Origin of the sequence: Pedobacter rhodius (genome assembly GCF_027213645.1) — a bacterium.
Classification (GTDB): Bacteria; Bacteroidota; Bacteroidia; order Sphingobacteriales; family Sphingobacteriaceae; genus Pedobacter; species Pedobacter rhodius.
Map to the genome: position 1 here is coordinate 359568 of NZ_JAPWGL010000003.1, position 16579 is coordinate 376146.

The 16579-nt window shown below is 37.9% G+C and carries 14 protein-coding genes; 9 read left to right on the forward strand and 5 right to left on the reverse strand.

From position 1 onward, the window contains the following. Positions 1-86: 86 nt before the first annotated feature. The 3 genes from O0931_RS11655 to O0931_RS11665 form a co-directional block, all read right to left on the reverse strand. Positions 87-959: a helix-turn-helix domain-containing protein gene (locus tag O0931_RS11655; protein ID WP_269415758.1), complete on the reverse strand. Its 873-nt coding sequence runs from the start codon at positions 957-959 to the stop codon at positions 87-89. Between the two features lie 170 nt (positions 960-1129). Then, on the reverse strand, positions 1130-2266 hold the full coding sequence (locus O0931_RS11660) for a hypothetical protein (RefSeq protein WP_269415759.1): 1137 nt from the start codon (positions 2264-2266) through the stop codon (positions 1130-1132). 24 nt (positions 2267-2290) lie between these two features. Continuing rightward, positions 2291-3184 carry a TssN family type VI secretion system protein gene (locus O0931_RS11665; RefSeq protein WP_269415760.1) on the reverse strand — a complete coding sequence of 298 codons (894 nt, stop codon included), beginning with the start codon at positions 3182-3184 and terminating at the stop codon, positions 2291-2293. A 115-nt stretch (positions 3185-3299) separates the two neighbouring features. Between O0931_RS11665 and O0931_RS11670 the strand changes: the two genes are divergently transcribed. After that, positions 3300-4238 carry a type VI secretion system baseplate subunit TssG gene (locus O0931_RS11670; protein ID WP_269415761.1) on the forward strand — a complete coding sequence of 313 codons (939 nt, stop codon included), beginning with the start codon at positions 3300-3302 and terminating at the stop codon, positions 4236-4238. A 41-nt stretch (positions 4239-4279) separates the two neighbouring features. Here the strand turns inward: O0931_RS11670 and O0931_RS11675 are convergent, their stop codons facing one another. Beyond that, on the reverse strand, positions 4280-6145 hold the full coding sequence (locus O0931_RS11675; protein ID WP_269415762.1) for a type VI secretion system baseplate subunit TssF: 1866 nt from the start codon (positions 6143-6145) through the stop codon (positions 4280-4282). A gap of 26 nt (positions 6146-6171) precedes the next feature. Beyond that, positions 6172-6606: a GPW/gp25 family protein gene (locus O0931_RS11680; protein WP_269415763.1), complete on the reverse strand. Its 435-nt coding sequence runs from the start codon at positions 6604-6606 to the stop codon at positions 6172-6174. 171 nt (positions 6607-6777) lie between these two features. Between O0931_RS11680 and O0931_RS11685 the strand changes: the two genes are divergently transcribed. The 8 genes from O0931_RS11685 to O0931_RS11720 all read left to right on the forward strand — a co-directional run bounded on the left by O0931_RS11685 (position 6778) and on the right by O0931_RS11720 (position 16357). Then, positions 6778-7299: a hypothetical protein gene (locus O0931_RS11685; protein ID WP_269415764.1), complete on the forward strand. Its 522-nt coding sequence runs from the start codon at positions 6778-6780 to the stop codon at positions 7297-7299. A 15-nt stretch (positions 7300-7314) separates the two neighbouring features. Further along, a complete protein-coding gene (locus O0931_RS11690; RefSeq protein ID WP_269415765.1) occupies positions 7315-7803 on the forward strand; it encodes a type VI secretion system transmembrane protein TssO in 489 nt (162 codons plus the stop codon). Between the two features lie 35 nt (positions 7804-7838). After that, positions 7839-8816: a PKD domain-containing protein gene (locus O0931_RS11695; protein ID WP_269415766.1), complete on the forward strand. Its 978-nt coding sequence runs from the start codon at positions 7839-7841 to the stop codon at positions 8814-8816. A gap of 39 nt (positions 8817-8855) precedes the next feature. Beyond that, complete coding sequence (gene tssR, locus O0931_RS11700; RefSeq protein ID WP_269415767.1) at positions 8856-11231, forward strand: type VI secretion system protein TssR domain-containing protein; 2376 nt, start codon at positions 8856-8858, stop codon at positions 11229-11231. Between the two features lie 5 nt (positions 11232-11236). Continuing rightward, the gene (locus O0931_RS11705; protein WP_269415768.1) at positions 11237-13726 is read left to right on the forward strand and encodes an ATP-dependent Clp protease ATP-binding subunit; all 2490 of its coding nucleotides are present in this window, start codon (positions 11237-11239) and stop codon (positions 13724-13726) included. An 81-nt stretch (positions 13727-13807) separates the two neighbouring features. Then, positions 13808-14254 carry a hypothetical protein gene (locus O0931_RS11710; protein ID WP_269415769.1) on the forward strand — a complete coding sequence of 149 codons (447 nt, stop codon included), beginning with the start codon at positions 13808-13810 and terminating at the stop codon, positions 14252-14254. 17 nt (positions 14255-14271) lie between these two features. Next, on the forward strand, positions 14272-15660 hold the full coding sequence (locus tag O0931_RS11715; protein ID WP_269415770.1) for a DUF5458 family protein: 1389 nt from the start codon (positions 14272-14274) through the stop codon (positions 15658-15660). A 124-nt stretch (positions 15661-15784) separates the two neighbouring features. Continuing rightward, positions 15785-16357: an NAD(P)H-dependent oxidoreductase gene (locus O0931_RS11720; protein WP_269415771.1), complete on the forward strand. Its 573-nt coding sequence runs from the start codon at positions 15785-15787 to the stop codon at positions 16355-16357. The last annotated feature ends 222 nt before the right edge of the window (positions 16358-16579 follow it).

Here is a 16579-nt window from a genome sequence, read left to right on the forward strand (position 1 = left end):
TAGATTGACTTGGTGATATGAAGCTAAATATTATGCATGCAGAATAAAAATCGAAACGGGAATTAAATATTTCGAAACGGGAATTTCTATATTTTACCGTAGTAACGCTTAAACAGCGCTTCAAAATGTTTGATGTTTGTGTAACCCAGGCTCCTCGCCGTTTCTTTAAAATCGAGGTGATTTTCAACAATTAAGCGGTTAGCCCGCTCTATTTTTTGCTGGATAATGTACTGCCGGATGGGTAAACCATAAATTTTTTTAAAATCACGTTTGAGATCGCACTCATTTAAGCCAACAGAACGGCTGAGTTGCAGAATGCTTATTTCTTTATCTAAATTTCCGAGAATCATGGTATGCGCTTCGCTGATGCAATCTACACGCCGCTGGGGCAGGCTACAATCAGTCAGCGGACCCATTTTGGCATTGCTAAGCTGACGAATCACGTAGAAAACAAACTCTGTTAATTTCGCATCAAGCAACATGGTATTCGAAAAATCGTCAGATGGAATTTCAAAAAGCTGTTTTATCATTTGCTTAATCTGCGGGTCATTTGCAAAGGCAGGAAAACGACAGGATAAATCAAACCTGGTGCCGATAAAATAATCTTCCGGAATAAAAAATCTTATTCCATCTACACGGGTTATTTCCCATTCAAATTTTTTTGCACCTTCTAATGCGGATGAATGGATAACCTGATCAACATTGCTAACCCTGAAATCAATCAATCCTTTTTTACCCACAGGATCATGGGAGCAAAAAACCGTTGGCTCATTAAAATCCCAAATACCGCGAAAAAAGTGAATATCATTTTTTACGAAAAGTTGTACGAATCCGGCGCCTATACATTCAGGTAAAGTAACGCTTTGAGAAGACCAGGTATTATACAGCGAAAAACCGTATTTATTAATCAGCTCTGCCAGAAATCTTGCCGGATCTGCATAGGGCAACAACAACTGCATACAAGTATATATTTGGTTGACTGCAAGTTAAACATTTTTTATCATCAAAGAAATGTTTTTTATACCATAATATTATACAACACACCGCATTAATGATAAAATAATAACCATCACTTGGAAAATTAATATCATCAAAAACAGATGAACCGGTTATGTCTAACAGCCCGATGTTAATCCAGGAGTGTCCAGGTTTTTTTTGCCTGCACCTGCTGTACCATCTGTTGTTCTGCAACCACAATGTTTTCTTTACGCTGGCCAATGTATTCCAGTTGGCTCAGTTTATTCCAAAGGGCAACCAATACGCTCATAAAATCATTCACTGTAAGCATGGAAAGGCTGATCTGCTTGTGATCATAAACAAGTTCTATTGTTTTGGCAAGGAGTTCTTCAAAATTACCGGGTGTAACATCTTTCCACTCATAAAAATATTTGAGCAGTTCTTCCCTTTCTTTAGGATTAATCAGTTTTATGGCGGTAAAGAAAATGTGTGCGAGACTGGAAAAATAACCGGTTAACTTTGCCGGCGATTCGCGATAGGCAACATTTCTATATTCATAAAATATAGTTGCGATATAATCAACCAGTTTTATGGATATTAACCGGATGTTTTGACCCAGTGCCGTTGTATTTTCCCGTCCGGTTTTATCAATTATCCGGAAAGATGCCAGCTGAAGATCATTTAAAAGTGTGCTGAAAGCCTCATAATAACGAATAAGTGCCGGATGACTGGTAATTGTAGAACTCGGTGGTATATAATCCCTCTTGATGGTGAGCTTTCCATTTTCGTAATACACCTGCCCGATGGTTAGAAAATAATTATCAGGCAGCTGGCCGGCAATTTCATTTTCAGGTAATACAACGATGCTGTAAGATTTGGCTAATTCAGGGTAGCGGAGCGGATTTTCTTCCGGATCAGGGATGCCGGCAGGTACCCTGGCAAAAGGGTTTACAACAAGTAGAATTACATAATTTCTAGGTTCCGATTGCCCAAAATAATGGTTATGCACCAGATTATCCATGGCATCGCTTTGTAAAATGTCGATATGGCAACCTTCCGGTGTTATGGCATTGCAATACCTTACCCTGATTTCTATATGATTGGTTGCCTTTTCCGTTATTTCTATATCATGGGAACTGTTGTATCCTGAAAACGGCGGAAGAAAGCCGTAATTTGCATTATTTACATTAATGGAAACCGCATCTCTTACAAAATCCTGTAAATATAGATCGTTAAGGGTAAAATGATCGCTGGATAATTTCATTCCATTGATCCAGTTTATTGATTTATATTTTAAAGGCTTAATCATAATCAAATTATTTAATTGTAGCTATTAGATGTAAATTCCGCTTTCCCCTACTTCGTTAGAAACATTAACATTTTCTGAAACCCTTTTGGCATAAATCGTCATTTTTTCAGAAATACCATTTTCAGTAATATCCAGGTCGGGATCAATAAATATGTTTCGTTTAAAAAAGGAAGTTTTTATGAAAAAAATCCATTTATAACCTTCCATGTATTCATCCCTGAATTCTATCGGACTGGCGGCAAATTTAAGGTTATAATCATCAATAAATTTATGGAACCAGATGCCAAAATTCATATCCTTTAAAGCCTTAACCTTTACTTTAAGCGGTTCAGCATCGCTGCTTTTTTTGTAAAGTTCCAGCTCCAGTACCAGTAGCCGGTTAAAGTCTACATGGTCCATATTTATTTCAAGCGGCGTAGCCGGATATTTCCATATTTTGTAAATTTCTGCAGGTATATGAAGTAACGAAACGTAAGCCCACCAGAAAATAAGGGGTACAAAAAACCAGCTGATACTGCCTGCACCAAACCAACCGAAATTTATGGAGCTTAACCAGTTAAAAGCGAGCTGGAATAGATAAACGGATAAAATGGCTGAAATTAACGTGGCAAAAAAGATAAATACCTTGCGGTCGAGTAAATCTTTAGGGTAATATTTTGTTAATAAATACACGAATGTAATGCCTGTTAAAACATAATAAATACAGCATATAATATAGCCCCAGGGCATAAAATTAAAATTCAGGAAACCCAGAAAACCGGGAATTGCTAAAATAATGCCAATAAGCAGAACACTAACGATAAGTCTTTTGTTATTAAGAAACTGATTTTTCTTATTAATAATCGAAAGTACCGCCGTTGACACTAAAAAAATTAGCGGAAATAAGAGGAAGCGAATGAAAAATGATTGAACGTCCATTAATTTATAGATGTGATGTATTACAAATATAGTATCTTTAGTAGTTGATTATAATGCTAATTTTATGCTATACTACAAATTTTAACCTATAACAAAAAAACAAGTTTAAAGTTTAATGAAAAAGGAAACTTTGATAAATAATGAATTATTTACCGACTACAAGGCAGTAGCACATGCGGCCGATCTTGTAGAGCGCAAAATAGTCGACATTAATCAGATTGAGGTCATCCCCTTAGGTGCAGATAAGCGTGCATTTGCCAAAGATATAGAAGAAACGGAAATTTATTATTCTGAAAAAAGGCGACAGAACCGCATCCGGATAAAAACCAACCGGGAAAGTTTATATGATATGCTTCCCGAAGGCCTTTTCCATAAGCCGCCAACCGGCAGCGCCGGAATGGATGAAGAGTCGATGATTAAAGACATCAGGGAAAGAAGGGAGGAAGAGAAACAAGCACGTTTATTTTTTAGTCCTTTTGATGCTGAAATTAACCAGGTAAGGGTGATGACCGAGCTTTATGAAAATAAGCTCGATAAAAAAACGACCTATTCCGATCTAAGCCAGATATTTGAATTTGGCTGGGGTGAGTTTAACCTGCTCAACAAAGAACAAAGCATCATCTGGATGCATTTATTACCCGAAATTCAACAAAAAAGAAACGATATAGATTTTGTATCTAAAGTACTTACCGCATTATTTAACCTGCCAATATCAATTGTAAATACCTCTGCCCGTATTACCCCGATTAAAATTAGCGGCGATTTGCAAATGCAACTTGGCGCAAGCGCGCTGGGTATTGATACCATTATCGGGGATAGCTTTATGCCGGATTACGAATCATTTAACGTCAATATCGGGCCAACGTCGCCGCAAGAACTTATTAAGTTTATTCCTGAGCAAAAAAACCGGGCAATTTTAGATATGGCAATTAACTATTTGATGCCTGTTAATGCCGAAGTTAACGTTGAACTGCTCACCGCAACGGATTTCCAGGAAACCATATTAAGTGCCGATGCAGAAAGTGCTTACCTCGGTTATACCGTTTATATCTAAACTTTAAGTTTCAGGGCTTAATCTACATTAATAAATTTCCACTAAACCGCTCTGTAGGCTGAGGGCTTTAACAACATACGGTAGCGAATATTCATGGTACTCCTTAAATTTAATTTTGCCAGAGTCAAACTTAATAATTCATCCCAATCCTGCGCATTCAGCTTAAGGTTTTCTGCAGGTTCGATGAGAATATCTGTTGTTTTTATAAAGCCCGAACCAGGCTTATTATCCATTACGACTCCTTTGGTTAAGGTAATGCCGCTAAGTTTATTGCCTAATTCATAGCGGCAAAAGTTAATTACGTCGGCCTTTGTAATAATCCTGTCGGCTGTAGTTAACCCATACTTGTAAGCCTGAACCCGGTTTGCAGCATTTAACCGGGAACGCCCGCCTTTAGTTTGGGTTAGAAAAAAGATGCTCTCTGCATTTACCTTCGTATTATCATATACCACCAGGCGGCTGCCGGCATTGATGTGGTTGGCCTCCTCTGCCTGCGTAACCCAGATATCAAGAAATAAAATATCTGCATCATCTATTGGTTTGATTACTATATAGCTCGGCAATTCTTTAATATCTTTAAGGGTAGAGCGACTTTTTTGTTCTATTAAAGCAATGTTCTGTTCTAAGTTTTTAAGCATCGTGCTTAAAAAATCAGGTCCATAGGCAGAAAAAGCGGCCTTCTCATCTCTAAGCAATTCGAAAAGGTAATCAACCAGTTCTTTCGCATTTCTGGTATCAAAACGTTCCGTGCCGCCATATCGGATTGAAAAGGAACCATCCCCTTTTTCATTCTCATTCGTATATGGAATTTCATTATAACTTTTCCCCTTGTTATCTTTCAGGTTTTCTACAGCAAGCATCTGATCAGATGCTTCTGTTTTAATCGGTATAATGTTATTCATGGTTTTAAGGCGGTGTTTGATTTGAACCAACCTTTTATTTACCACAGGGAAGGCATTTATGTAAATGTGAAGCTCGTTCAGCATTTCCTGTTTTATCGCTGCAGGGAAAACAACTTTAAGCCACCTTACCTTTTCATCTATCTGGTTTAAGCTGCCCTTTTGAAAGATATTTTCAAAAACCGGGGGCAACTCAGAACTGTCGTCAATATTAAAATCATTTATATCGCCCAGCGTAATAAACCTGTTGCTGTAAAATTGAAGTACATCGGCTTTTATGAGGTTGAGCAGTTGTTTATGGGAAAAGGGTGCCTGAACTTTACCGGTTAAGGGTTCATCCATAAACCTTTCGGTGTAAGCGGTAAGTTCGTTCTCTTTATAAAACCATTTTCCAAGCGACAATAAATCGTAGGTGTTTTCGGGTACCGAATAGTTTTTCCAATCAAAAAATAAATTCAGTTTATTAAAATCCATCCAGCTTTTCAAACCACTGATACCAATATACATGGTATTTTTTTCTATTGAAAAACCGGAAAGGGTATTTAAGGCGGGGTATTTACTTAATTGTTCAACATTAAACAAGGTATTTCCGGTGGCTATGTATTTTATTTCAGCATTATGTACTTTTACCGTATGCAGCGGGCTGAAAAATATGTCCGTTTTCTTTGTTTTGGCATCTTCAAGCTGAATATTTTTTTTAAATGCAAACTGGTTATATGGTAAAAGCAGATCTTCTTTTTCTACAGGCCTTGCGTGTATAATGGCATGTGCAGGTAATGATGAAGTCAGGTGGTCGGGTGCTAAAATACGGCTGATTTTATCAAAAATTCTATTCTCCAGGTTTTTAACATCATTCGCTACATTAAAAAGTTCGTTACTTAAAGCTTCAATAATTAATTTTACGAGCGGATCGAAATCGTGGCTGTCTTTAACATTCCAGAAATCCTCGGCATTTTTTAAAATTCTATTCCTGATTTCATCTTTTGATGAATAAAAAACTGGCTTCATGTGTAGAATATTTTGGTCGGTTTTGGTTAAGTAGATAGCGGGCTAAGAAATAAAGCTGTATTAAAAAAATATTTTTCACCTGTAGTTTTTATTAGTGCTCTGACACTGATATCCACCTTTTTTTTGATTTCAGTTATCTTACGTAACGGGTATACATTTTCAACCTCTGTTATGTGAACTTCCACCTCTGTATTATAAATTCGGAATTCGGAATCTGTAATAGATTTAAGCAAAGATTTCCTGAATTTTTCCTCCCAGATGCTTTCACTTACAATTAATTCAAAATCCAGATCCCATATTTCGCAGCCAAAATCGTTATGATAACGATGCTCTCCGTAGCGTGTAAAAATTATTAATTCTATATGATTTGATATCGATTTACCGAGGTCAGTTGCCTGTAGGCCATTGCCTAAAAAAATGGAGTTAAATCTGAAGGGTTTATTCAAAAAATTTTCAGACATAGCGGTTTGGCTTAAAGTTTGTTAAAAGTAATTAAATAAAATCGTTTCAATAATAAAACAACAAATATCAAAAATTGTTATTGGATGTAATTAATTTGAAAAGTTTATGTGATTTTGAAGAAGTGATTGTCAAATTAATGATAAGATTTTTGTAATCCTATTTTACTTCTTATGAAACCGATTAACGCCGTCGAAATTAGAAATTCTTTTACAAAGTTTATTCTGAACTTTGTATTTCTCACTGCTTTCTCTATTCTTTGTATTTTTCTTTTTTTTGCTGCTTCCGATTACGAATACGCATTGCTTGATAAAAAAGTAAAGGAAACCGAGAAACTGTCGTCCTTAAGGAAAGACATCAACACCAACTTCGACCGGATTCTGGTTAATTTTAAAGAGCTTGCCATATACAGAAGCTATAATGCCGAAGAATTGAGCAAACAGGGCATTCTGCTGGAAGATATCCAGGCTGCTAATTACAAAATAAAAGACTTGATATCTAAAAAGCCGGCACCAAGCGTAAGTTTCGAGTTGTATGAAAAGCTAAACAATAATGTTGGTGTAATGGCTAACCTGCAGGATTCATTATTTACATCAAGATATAATATTCAAAGTTACAAAGAGCAATTAGACGATTGTCTGCGTGCAACCCGGAGTGCCGCAAGCAGAATTCGGAATGGCAGCTATGGCCGATAATTTAACGTTTTTTATATGATAAAATTAAGCATAAAAGAAAGACGCGAGCAGTTTTTGTTTTTTTCGGCACTGTTTATCTTCACAGTGGGCCTTTTAAGTTTTGGGATTTTTTACAGTGGCAAATCGCGGTATCAGATTTCCAAAGAGGAACTGGAAGTTAAAATCAGCGAAAATGAAACCTTTGAAAATATGGTTAAAGAAACTATGCCAACGATTGATAGTACTTATAAACAAATTATACGCTACGACCCAAATGTACAAGCCGTTTTTTTGAAGAATGATATCCAGAATTCTTTAGGCTCTATACGGGCAGCATTCGATCGTAAAGCGTCTGATTCCCGCTATAAAACTTTCGTTCAAACGGCCCAGTTATACGATATTCTATTTAACGACAGGCGCGAACAACGAGGCAATATAGGCGATGTAGAAAGATTAAAAAAATCATTAGATGATTGTGTAATCAGCAGGCGCCAGTTACAACAAACCATGTCTGCAGGTAAATAAATTTATAAATAAACAACCTTATAAAAGCGCTTCCTATGGCTAATACAAATACAAAGCAAGTTAATTCAAATTCGCAGGGCTACGTTATTCTCTACATCCTGCTGGCCGTACTCCTGTTAACCGGCCTTATTTTCTTATTTAAAAGTTCACTCTTCGAAAAAAGAACTGTTGATGCCAGAATTCTTAAAGATGAAATTTATCTGAACGAGGATTTGGTTTTTACCGATAACACGCCTAAAGCATCTAAATGGTTGTGGGAATTTGGTAACGGGGCTAAAGCGACCACACAAAATGGTGCTTATCATTACGATAAACCTGGTGCTTATATTGTGCGCCTGACTGTTGATGGAGAACTCAAGGAACAGTTCCCTTTAAATGTACGCGATACAGTTCGAAATGTTGTTGATAGCGTATTAACCATCAGCGGACCAACATCTGGTGTGGTTAACGAAGAAGTGAGACTGGAAGGAGATGGGCAGGGCAAAGATTTTGAATGGTCATTCGGCGAAACAGGTCGTGTGGATGTTAAAGGCAAAACAGCACTATATACATATCGTGCACCCGGAAAATATGTTGTTCGCCTTCGGACAGACAAAAGCCGCAGACCGGTTTACCACACTATTTTAGTTACCGATCCGAATGCAGAAATAGTGGAAGATTTAGTTACACCGGGTGATGGGGAACGTAAAACAATAGATGACATCAGGGCCAGGTTACAGGCAATTGCCAATGGGGCGGATTTTAATTCAAACTATTACTACCTGGTAAATAAATACATGTGCGGCAGCGAAAAAGTAACGGTAAATGTAGAAATGAATGGTAAGAAAAAGCAAACCGACATCTACTCTTATTGTATGGGGCTCACCTTTGGAGGTGAAATTGCGGTAGATGAGGCTCAACTAACCATTAAGCCCAATTCTTCCTGTGCAAGTTTGTTAAATATTAAACAGCATTCGGCAACTGCTCAACCGGCAGCAACCACTACAACAGAAGCGCCAGGCAAAACAAAATAAGCGACCTCTTAACCTAATTCTAAAGCTCATTACAAGACTATGAAAAAATATTATGCCTTATACATCCTATTTTTAGGAATATCGATTGCACATGCTCAATCACCTGCTTCGTTCGGCAAAAAAGTAAAATACATGCCTAAATCGTATGAGAAGCCCTCCGAAAGCATAAACGTTAACGACAATACCAGCAGCAGCAGTTTACCATGGATTGTTTTTTCCGACCGGGAAGATAATTATACAACTACTGCACCTGGTGGAAGCCTGATTATGAAAAAAATAAGCTTTATGGAGCCGTTTTATGTTTCGAAAGAAGAAAACGGATACCTGAAACTAATTAAATATAAAGCCGGGATGATAAGGGGAAGAAAGATAACAGATAAAAAAAGTGCAATTAGCTACGGCTGGATTTCCAAATCGAAGCTTTTACTTTGGCAAAGATCTTTCTCCAACCAAAAAACAGGTTATGCAGAAAAGGCCATTGGGATAGTAAATGGCAAAAACCCGCTTACCGAGCCTAAATTTTATTACGACACAACAGATTCTATCCTGGTTTATAACACCCCTGAACTTAAAGACAGGAGAACAAAAGTAAGGCTCCATGAAATTGCTTACATCTACAAAAAATCGGACGACGGAAAGAAATATCTGATTGGTTCTGACGATCAATTGGTTGCTGATACAGCAAGAAAAAGTATTTATGGATGGGTTTCTGCAGAAGCCTTTCACAGTTGGGGCGACAGGCTTTACATTACTTCAATCAAGCCGGGCAACTATGATAATGACGATTCAACTGCCACTGCCATTAAAAATGGTATTGGTGCCGGCGAAAGCTTTGTAATTGATCCGCTGCTGCAATCAGAAAATATTATTTTACGCAGTGTACCAATAGTCGCCGATGATGCTGGTACTTATTCAATTGGTATCGCAAATGATGTTTTTAACAAAAAAAATAATAAACTTTTAACCATTAATGGCTCTGCCTTATCTTATCAGGATTATATCCGGCTTAGAAAAAATAAAAATAAAATCAACCTTGTTTTTGTTGTCGATGGCGGAAGCTCAATGACCAAGTATTTCTCGGGGATGACCAACACTGTTTCGTCTTTCGAAAGCCTTTTTGGTGATTTCGGTAAAGGCACCAAGGTTAATTACGGGGGGGTTGTTTACAGAGGTAATACAGGCTGCGCTGTCCCAGGTATTTTTGTCAGCCCTGTGCAGGATGATTATCGCCAGCTGATGACCTTCTTAACCAATCAGGCAAAAAATACCGATAAATGTAATGGCGAAACCAGTGAGCAGCCTGTTTTCGGGGCACTCAAAGCCGGATTAAATCTTTTTAAAGAGAAAAAGAATGAAACCAACCTTATCATTTTAGTTGGAAGCACAGGAAATGCAGGAGGCACAAATAACTACCTGATAAACGAATTAAGCGAACAGGTTGCGCTTGCAGATGCCAGAATTTTAGCCCTTCAGGTTTACAGCGATTTTAACCAGACCTTCAACGATTTTGTAATTCAATCGCGTAAACTTGTATCCGAGTCTGCTATTCGTTCTGCAGAATACCGAAAAAATATAATGGTAAAAGGCGAAGGTTTAAAAAGCTTTCAACCTTACAATACAAGTCTTCAGGATTCCATCTCCTATTACCTGGATTACCCTAAAAACAGCTTAATCCAGGGTGGTGTTGTATTTCCGACTAAAGGATCGGTAAATTCCAATCAGAGTATGACAATTGCGCTGCGTCGTTTTATTAAAGAAACCAATATGGATATTTATACCCAAATCAGTTCTTTAGATAGTGCTTTTCGTTTAACGGGAATTTCACGTAACAACCTTTCCCCTGATGTAGAGCTGTTGTTGCCACAACCCGTTGGTGCTGAAGTTGCTGACCACATGCCGCATAACGCTTTTAAATATTATTCTACGGCAAAAATACCGGCCGATGCTGTTAAAAACAGTAGTTCTGCTTTACAATATGCAATTGTGTTAAACAATATGGAATATAAGCAGATTGTAGATATATTTTCCATTATGCTTGGCGAAAACCTGCAGGCAGATCAATCGTCTTTCAGAAGTAAACTGGTTAAAAACTATACAAAGCTGCCTAAACAATTACTAGGTATGAAAATATCATCAGGTGATGTAAAAGCCATGACTTTAGCAAATTACATTAAGCTGGTAACCGGCTTGCCTTTAAATAATGAATTTTTGGGGCAGTACACTGTTGCTGATTTGAAAAACACCTCGAAAATGCCTTTGGAGCAATTTGAAAACTACATCAGATTACTAAATCAATCTGTACAGCAAATTAAGCGGGCTACACAAATAGAACAACAATTTGTATCTAACGGCAAATTATACTACTACATAACAGCGCAAAATTTTAATCCGGCAGTTTTGCCAAAAACCAACTAAGGGATATGGCCGTTACAAATTTAAGCGAATCCGTAAAAACAGCCTTGCACATTGCGCAATCGTTGGCTAAGGAATATAGAAACGAGGTATTTTCTGCTGCCCATTTACTTAAGGGTTTGATGCACAAAGACGTTGGTTTGAGGTCCTTCCTCACCTCCATCGGCAAAGATGAAGAATACATCAGCGAGTGGGCGGAAGTGCGTATTGACGAGCAGGATAAATCGGCAAATATTGCAGATACAGTTAGCGGAGCGCCAGAAATTGCGGTTATTTTCGAAGAGGCTGATAATGTTCGCATAAAATTGGGCCTTGATTTGATTACACCGGTTTGTGTATTAACGGCTTTAGCAAAACCAGGGATAGGTTTCCAGGCAGATCAATTAAAATCTTTTCCGGTTAAAGAGCGTGAAATATTGGATCTGTATGTTAAGGATGAAGAAATTTCGCGTGCGGTAGCACCTGATAAAAGTGCTTCGAATACTGAAAATAAAAGCACAGGTAATGCCCTGCATAAATATTGTATAGACCGGTTACAAATGGTTCGTGACGGGAAGACTGATCCAATCATCGGACGGGACAAGGAAACCCGTATGATGATGGAAATCCTCTGTCGCAGAACCAAGCCAAATGTAATTCTCACGGGCGATGCAGGGGTGGGTAAAACGGCGCTGGTGGATGGCTTTGCCATTGATATTGTTAACCAGAATGTGCCTGAAAATTTAAAATCAGTACAACTTTTTGAACTGGATTTGGGTTCGCTTATTGCAGGCGCATCGTACAAGGGAGAAATTGAAGACCGTTTAAAAAACATTATCAAGGAAATTAAGCAGTTTGAAAAAGCAGTACTTTTTATCGATGAAATTCATACCCTTTTGGATAGTAAAGGTCCGTTGGGTGCAGGTATCGGGAATTTATTAAAGCCTGAACTGGCGCGGGGTGAAATCACTGTAATTGGTGCAACCACTATTGATGAGTACCGCAAAATAATTGAACCAGAGCAGGCATTCAGCAGGCGGTTTGAGGTGCTTCAGGTAAATGAACCAAATGAAGAAAGCACGATAAAAATGCTGCAGAAACTGTCGGTAAAATATGAAGAACACCACAACCTGCATATTGAACCGGATGCCTTGGGCGAATGTGTTCGTTTGGCAAAACGTTATATGAAAGACAGACGGCTTCCGGATTCTGCCTTTGATTTGCTGGACAGAACCATGGCCGCAATGAAAATGATGAATGATACTTCCGACCAGGTAATTGACGGTTTGGAAGCAGAATTAGACGCTTTAAAAACAAACGAGGAACCAACTGAAGCGGAACAATTTGCAGATTATAAATGGCTGTTTTCTCTGCTTCAGAATAAATTAAGTCCCGTTTTATTGGGTCGCTTAACCGATGAAACACAAACCGATGCCTTTGAAACGGCAGATGAGTACCAAAATTACATTAATAGCAGCCTGCAGGAATTGAAGAAATATGCTGCAGAAAAAAGTGATCGCATTACGAAGCAAGATATTGCGTCCATTGTTGCCTACAAAACAGGAATCCCGATGGGAAAACTGCAGGCCGGCGAAAAAGAAAAATTGCTGAACATGGAGCAATACTTAAAGAAACGGGTGGTCGGCCAGGATCAGGCACTTAAAGCGGTGTCAGATGCCATATTAGAATCGCGCAGCGGATTAAACAAAAAAGGGCAGCCTATCGGATCCTTCTTTCTGTTAGGGCCTACTGGAACGGGTAAAACCGAACTTGCAAAATCAATTGCCGAATTTTTATTTAACGATGAAAAGGCTATGATTCGGTTTGATATGTCTGAATTTAAGGAAGAACACAGCGCGGCATTGCTGTATGGTGCCCCTCCGGGTTACGTAGGCTATGAAGAGGGTGGTTTGCTGGTCAATAAAATAAGGCAGCAACCTTATTCGGTATTGCTGTTTGATGAAATTGAAAAAGCGCATCCTTCCGTTTTTGATACTTTCCTGCAGATTTTAGATGAAGGCCATATGCACGACCGTTTAGGAAAAGAGGGCGATTTCAGCAATTCCCTTATACTTTTTACCTCAAACATTGGCAGCGAATGGATTGCAGAACAGATTGGCAAAGGCGTAATTCCGGCATCAAACCAACTGATGGAAGTAATGGCCGGGCATTTCCGCCCTGAATTTTTAGCCCGTATTTCGGAAATTGTTCCTTTTGCGCCGATTAACGAAAGCAATGTGGTACGTATTTTCGAAATCCAGTTGAATAGCCTGGTAACCGCTTTAAACAAAATGGGCATAGGATTTGAAATCGCCGACGATGCAAAGAAAATGATTGCTTTGGATGGCTTTACACCCAAGTATGGCGCACGTCAGTTATCTGCAGTTATCAGGAACCTTTTACGCAGGCCGATTTCCAAATACATTATTTCCGGTGAACTAAAAAAAGGATCAATAATCAAAGTAAGTAAGCATTCGGAAGAAGATAAACTGGAATGGACTATTATTCAGCCAGATTAACAACATTGGAACAAAAATTGAGTTAAAACGTTAACTAGTATATTATTAGATAAATTAATCTTACACCTAAATCGACAAACTATGTTTAATTATGAAATTGGTGGTAACGAACGAAAAATTGATACCTCAGAAGCTTTCGCAGAAATTGCCCATAACAAAACGCTTTTTGTACAAAAACTTACCGATAATGAACCCATCAAACCAGAAAAAGTAGAGGGTTTAAAAACGGTTAAAGATGTATTTGAACATTATAAACCGAATGTAAAAGTTGCATTTGAGAGACAAGATGGCTCTACAGTTGGTGAAACCCTGAATTTCAACGATTTAGGAGACTTTGGGGTAAAAAGTATTATTAACCAGAGCAATTACCTTTCTGATGTGAATATTGAGCGTGAAATGTCGCTTAATGTGATAAAACAATTAAAATCAAACAAAACTTTAAAAGCAACGCTTGATGATGAAGAAACCAAAACGGCCTTCATTAGTGCCTTAAAGAATTTTGTTGATGAATTGGAGCAAAATAAATAATCTAAACGCCAGGAAACATGTCAAATCCTCAAGAATTAAAAACAGACCATAATACAGCCCAAGCCGGTTTTAAACCTGCTGAAGGTAAAGCAACCGAAAAAACAGCTCTTAAAGATAATTTAGAAAAACTGGCAAGAGTTGGCGGTTTCGATTTATTAGAAGCTACTGTTGATGGGCTTCAAAATTTAAACCCGGAAAGAAAAGCCAGGAAACAGATTTTTTTAACCGGTGATGAAAAGAAGAAAGAACGCGAAGAACTAAAAAAGAAAATTCAGCTTTGGATCGATGTGCTTGAATCTTCTAATTCTGTGGCCGATATGGTTGCAAAAAGTACTGAAAAACTAAATGCAGCTGAAGAAAACCTGAATAAAAATATTGGAACTGCATTAGAAAGTACAAGAGAACTGGAGCAGGCTTACCGTTCAGTACATTTATTCTATAAAAATACCGAATCTGATAAACTTAAAAATGTGGTGCTGTTAAATGCCTCTATGGATCAGATTAAAGATTTGGATAATCCACGGTTTATTGAATATGTAGATGATGAATTAAAGCAGAATTATGATCGCCTTGATTTGCGCAAAAACTATTCATTAATGGTTATACCCGGCTACATGGGTTCTAATAAAGTATTAGAGCGTTGGGGAAAAATAGCCCACAATAACAAAGCCATGCTGGTAACGGATTTTGCCGATTTGGATCAGCCTGATGATGTACTGGATTTATTTACTGCTGCAAATTTTACCGGTGGTGATGCATTCAGATCCAATGTAATTATGACTTGTAACTGGTTGGTTGGCCGTGGAAAAGTTGCTGAAGTTGGCGAAGAAGATGATCTTACTGTGCCCGGATCGGCTGCTTTAGCAGGTAAAATGTACTATACCTTAATGTCGCAGGTTACGGCCGGTAAAAAACATGGCGCAATCAACGAAGTAGATGGTGTGAAATTCGACCTTAAGAAAAGCGAAATCTCTCATCTGGAAAGGGTCGGTTTAGTGCCAATGGTAAATGAATATGGAAAAGTAATGGCGTTCTCAGCAAAAACTTTATTCAATGGTGATAACATTGGCCTGCAAACCTATTCAGTAGTACGCGTATTCGACTACATCACTAAAGTATTATTCGATTTCTTAAACAGAAGGGCATTCGAAAACTGGACGTCCAAAACAGAACAGGATTTACGTGGCCAGATTGTTAAATTTTTGGATGGTATACAAGGTGCAGACCGCTTAATTGAAAGATTTAAGATTATGCGGTTTGAACGGGATGAACTTCAGAAAGACAGGATTCATTTGGATATTCACATCACGCCTTATTTTCCGGCCAAAAGTTTTGTTGTAAAGTTAGACGGACATAAAGGTGAAGACGAAAATACAACCTGGAATACAGAATATAATCAGCAATAGATTTTTGATAATTGAAAATAAAAACCCAACCTGAGCGTTGGGTTTTTTTATGGAATATGCAGCAGACTTAACAAATTCTTTATAATTTTGTAATGCATCGACCAGATCAGATTAATCAAAAAAAATGAAGCAAGTACTTATCCTGAACGGGGATATTGAAAAAAACGCATCTACAAATTTCCTGATTAATGCTTATAGGCAAGGTGCAGAAGGTGTTGGCGCGACAGTCAGGGAACTGGCCATCATTGATCTTATATTTAACTCTAACAAGCTGTTTAATAACAGGCAGATTGCAGAATTAGAGCCTGATTTACAGAGGGCTTTAACGGCAATCAGGCAAAGTAACCATGTAGTACTTTTTTGCCCGGTATACGTAGATCACATCCCAACTAAGATTAAAGGCTTTTTCGACCGTTTGTTCATGCCCGATCAGATTTTTACAACGCAACAACAACATGTCAATAATAATTTTAGTGGCCGATCGGCACGAATTGTTTCGATTTTAGATGAGGCGACTTTTAAAGAATGGAAAGCGAATAAAAAAACCACCTATCTTTCTATTAAAAAAGCAGTTTTTGAAAAATGCCGGATGAGTCCGGTACTTACAAATACCATTGGTGAACTACATTCTCTGGAAAATCATTACAGCCAGAAATGGCTTACGAAAATGGAGAAATTCGGTTCACAATTAATATAAAATTTGGCCATTAACGGATTATCAATATTAATGATGCCCTAAAAAGCTACAAACTGTAGAGAATCGCTACACTTTTGTAGTTTGTTTTTTAGTACAACTGTCTGTCTTATTGTCAAACCAGGTAATAACTTTTCAACATTTTTTACACAATTGCGGCCTCAATACTTAACCGCAGGCGCATTTTTCTTATACAATTAGATTTAAGATTCCATTATACGCTCT

Bases quoted from the DNA above. Each gene is read 5' to 3' on its own strand.
- O0931_RS11655 (WP_269415758.1), bottom strand. From the start codon at position 959: ATGCAGTTGTTGTTGCCCTATGCAGATCCGGCAAGATTTCTGGCAGAG.
- O0931_RS11660 (WP_269415759.1), bottom strand. From the start codon at position 2,266: ATGATTAAGCCTTTAAAATATAAATCAATAAACTGGATCAATGGAATG.
- O0931_RS11665 (WP_269415760.1), bottom strand. From the start codon at position 3,184: ATGGACGTTCAATCATTTTTCATTCGCTTCCTCTTATTTCCGCTAATT.
- O0931_RS11670 (WP_269415761.1), top strand. From the start codon at position 3,300: ATGAAAAAGGAAACTTTGATAAATAATGAATTATTTACCGACTACAAG.
- O0931_RS11675 (WP_269415762.1), bottom strand. From the start codon at position 6,145: ATGAAGCCAGTTTTTTATTCATCAAAAGATGAAATCAGGAATAGAATT.
- O0931_RS11680 (WP_269415763.1), bottom strand. From the start codon at position 6,606: ATGTCTGAAAATTTTTTGAATAAACCCTTCAGATTTAACTCCATTTTT.
- O0931_RS11685 (WP_269415764.1), top strand. From the start codon at position 6,778: ATGAAACCGATTAACGCCGTCGAAATTAGAAATTCTTTTACAAAGTTT.
- O0931_RS11690 (WP_269415765.1), top strand. From the start codon at position 7,315: ATGATAAAATTAAGCATAAAAGAAAGACGCGAGCAGTTTTTGTTTTTT.
- O0931_RS11695 (WP_269415766.1), top strand. From the start codon at position 7,839: ATGGCTAATACAAATACAAAGCAAGTTAATTCAAATTCGCAGGGCTAC.
- tssR (WP_269415767.1), top strand. From the start codon at position 8,856: ATGAAAAAATATTATGCCTTATACATCCTATTTTTAGGAATATCGATT.
- O0931_RS11705 (WP_269415768.1), top strand. From the start codon at position 11,237: ATGGCCGTTACAAATTTAAGCGAATCCGTAAAAACAGCCTTGCACATT.
- O0931_RS11710 (WP_269415769.1), top strand. From the start codon at position 13,808: ATGTTTAATTATGAAATTGGTGGTAACGAACGAAAAATTGATACCTCA.
- O0931_RS11715 (WP_269415770.1), top strand. From the start codon at position 14,272: ATGTCAAATCCTCAAGAATTAAAAACAGACCATAATACAGCCCAAGCC.
- O0931_RS11720 (WP_269415771.1), top strand. From the start codon at position 15,785: ATGAAGCAAGTACTTATCCTGAACGGGGATATTGAAAAAAACGCATCT.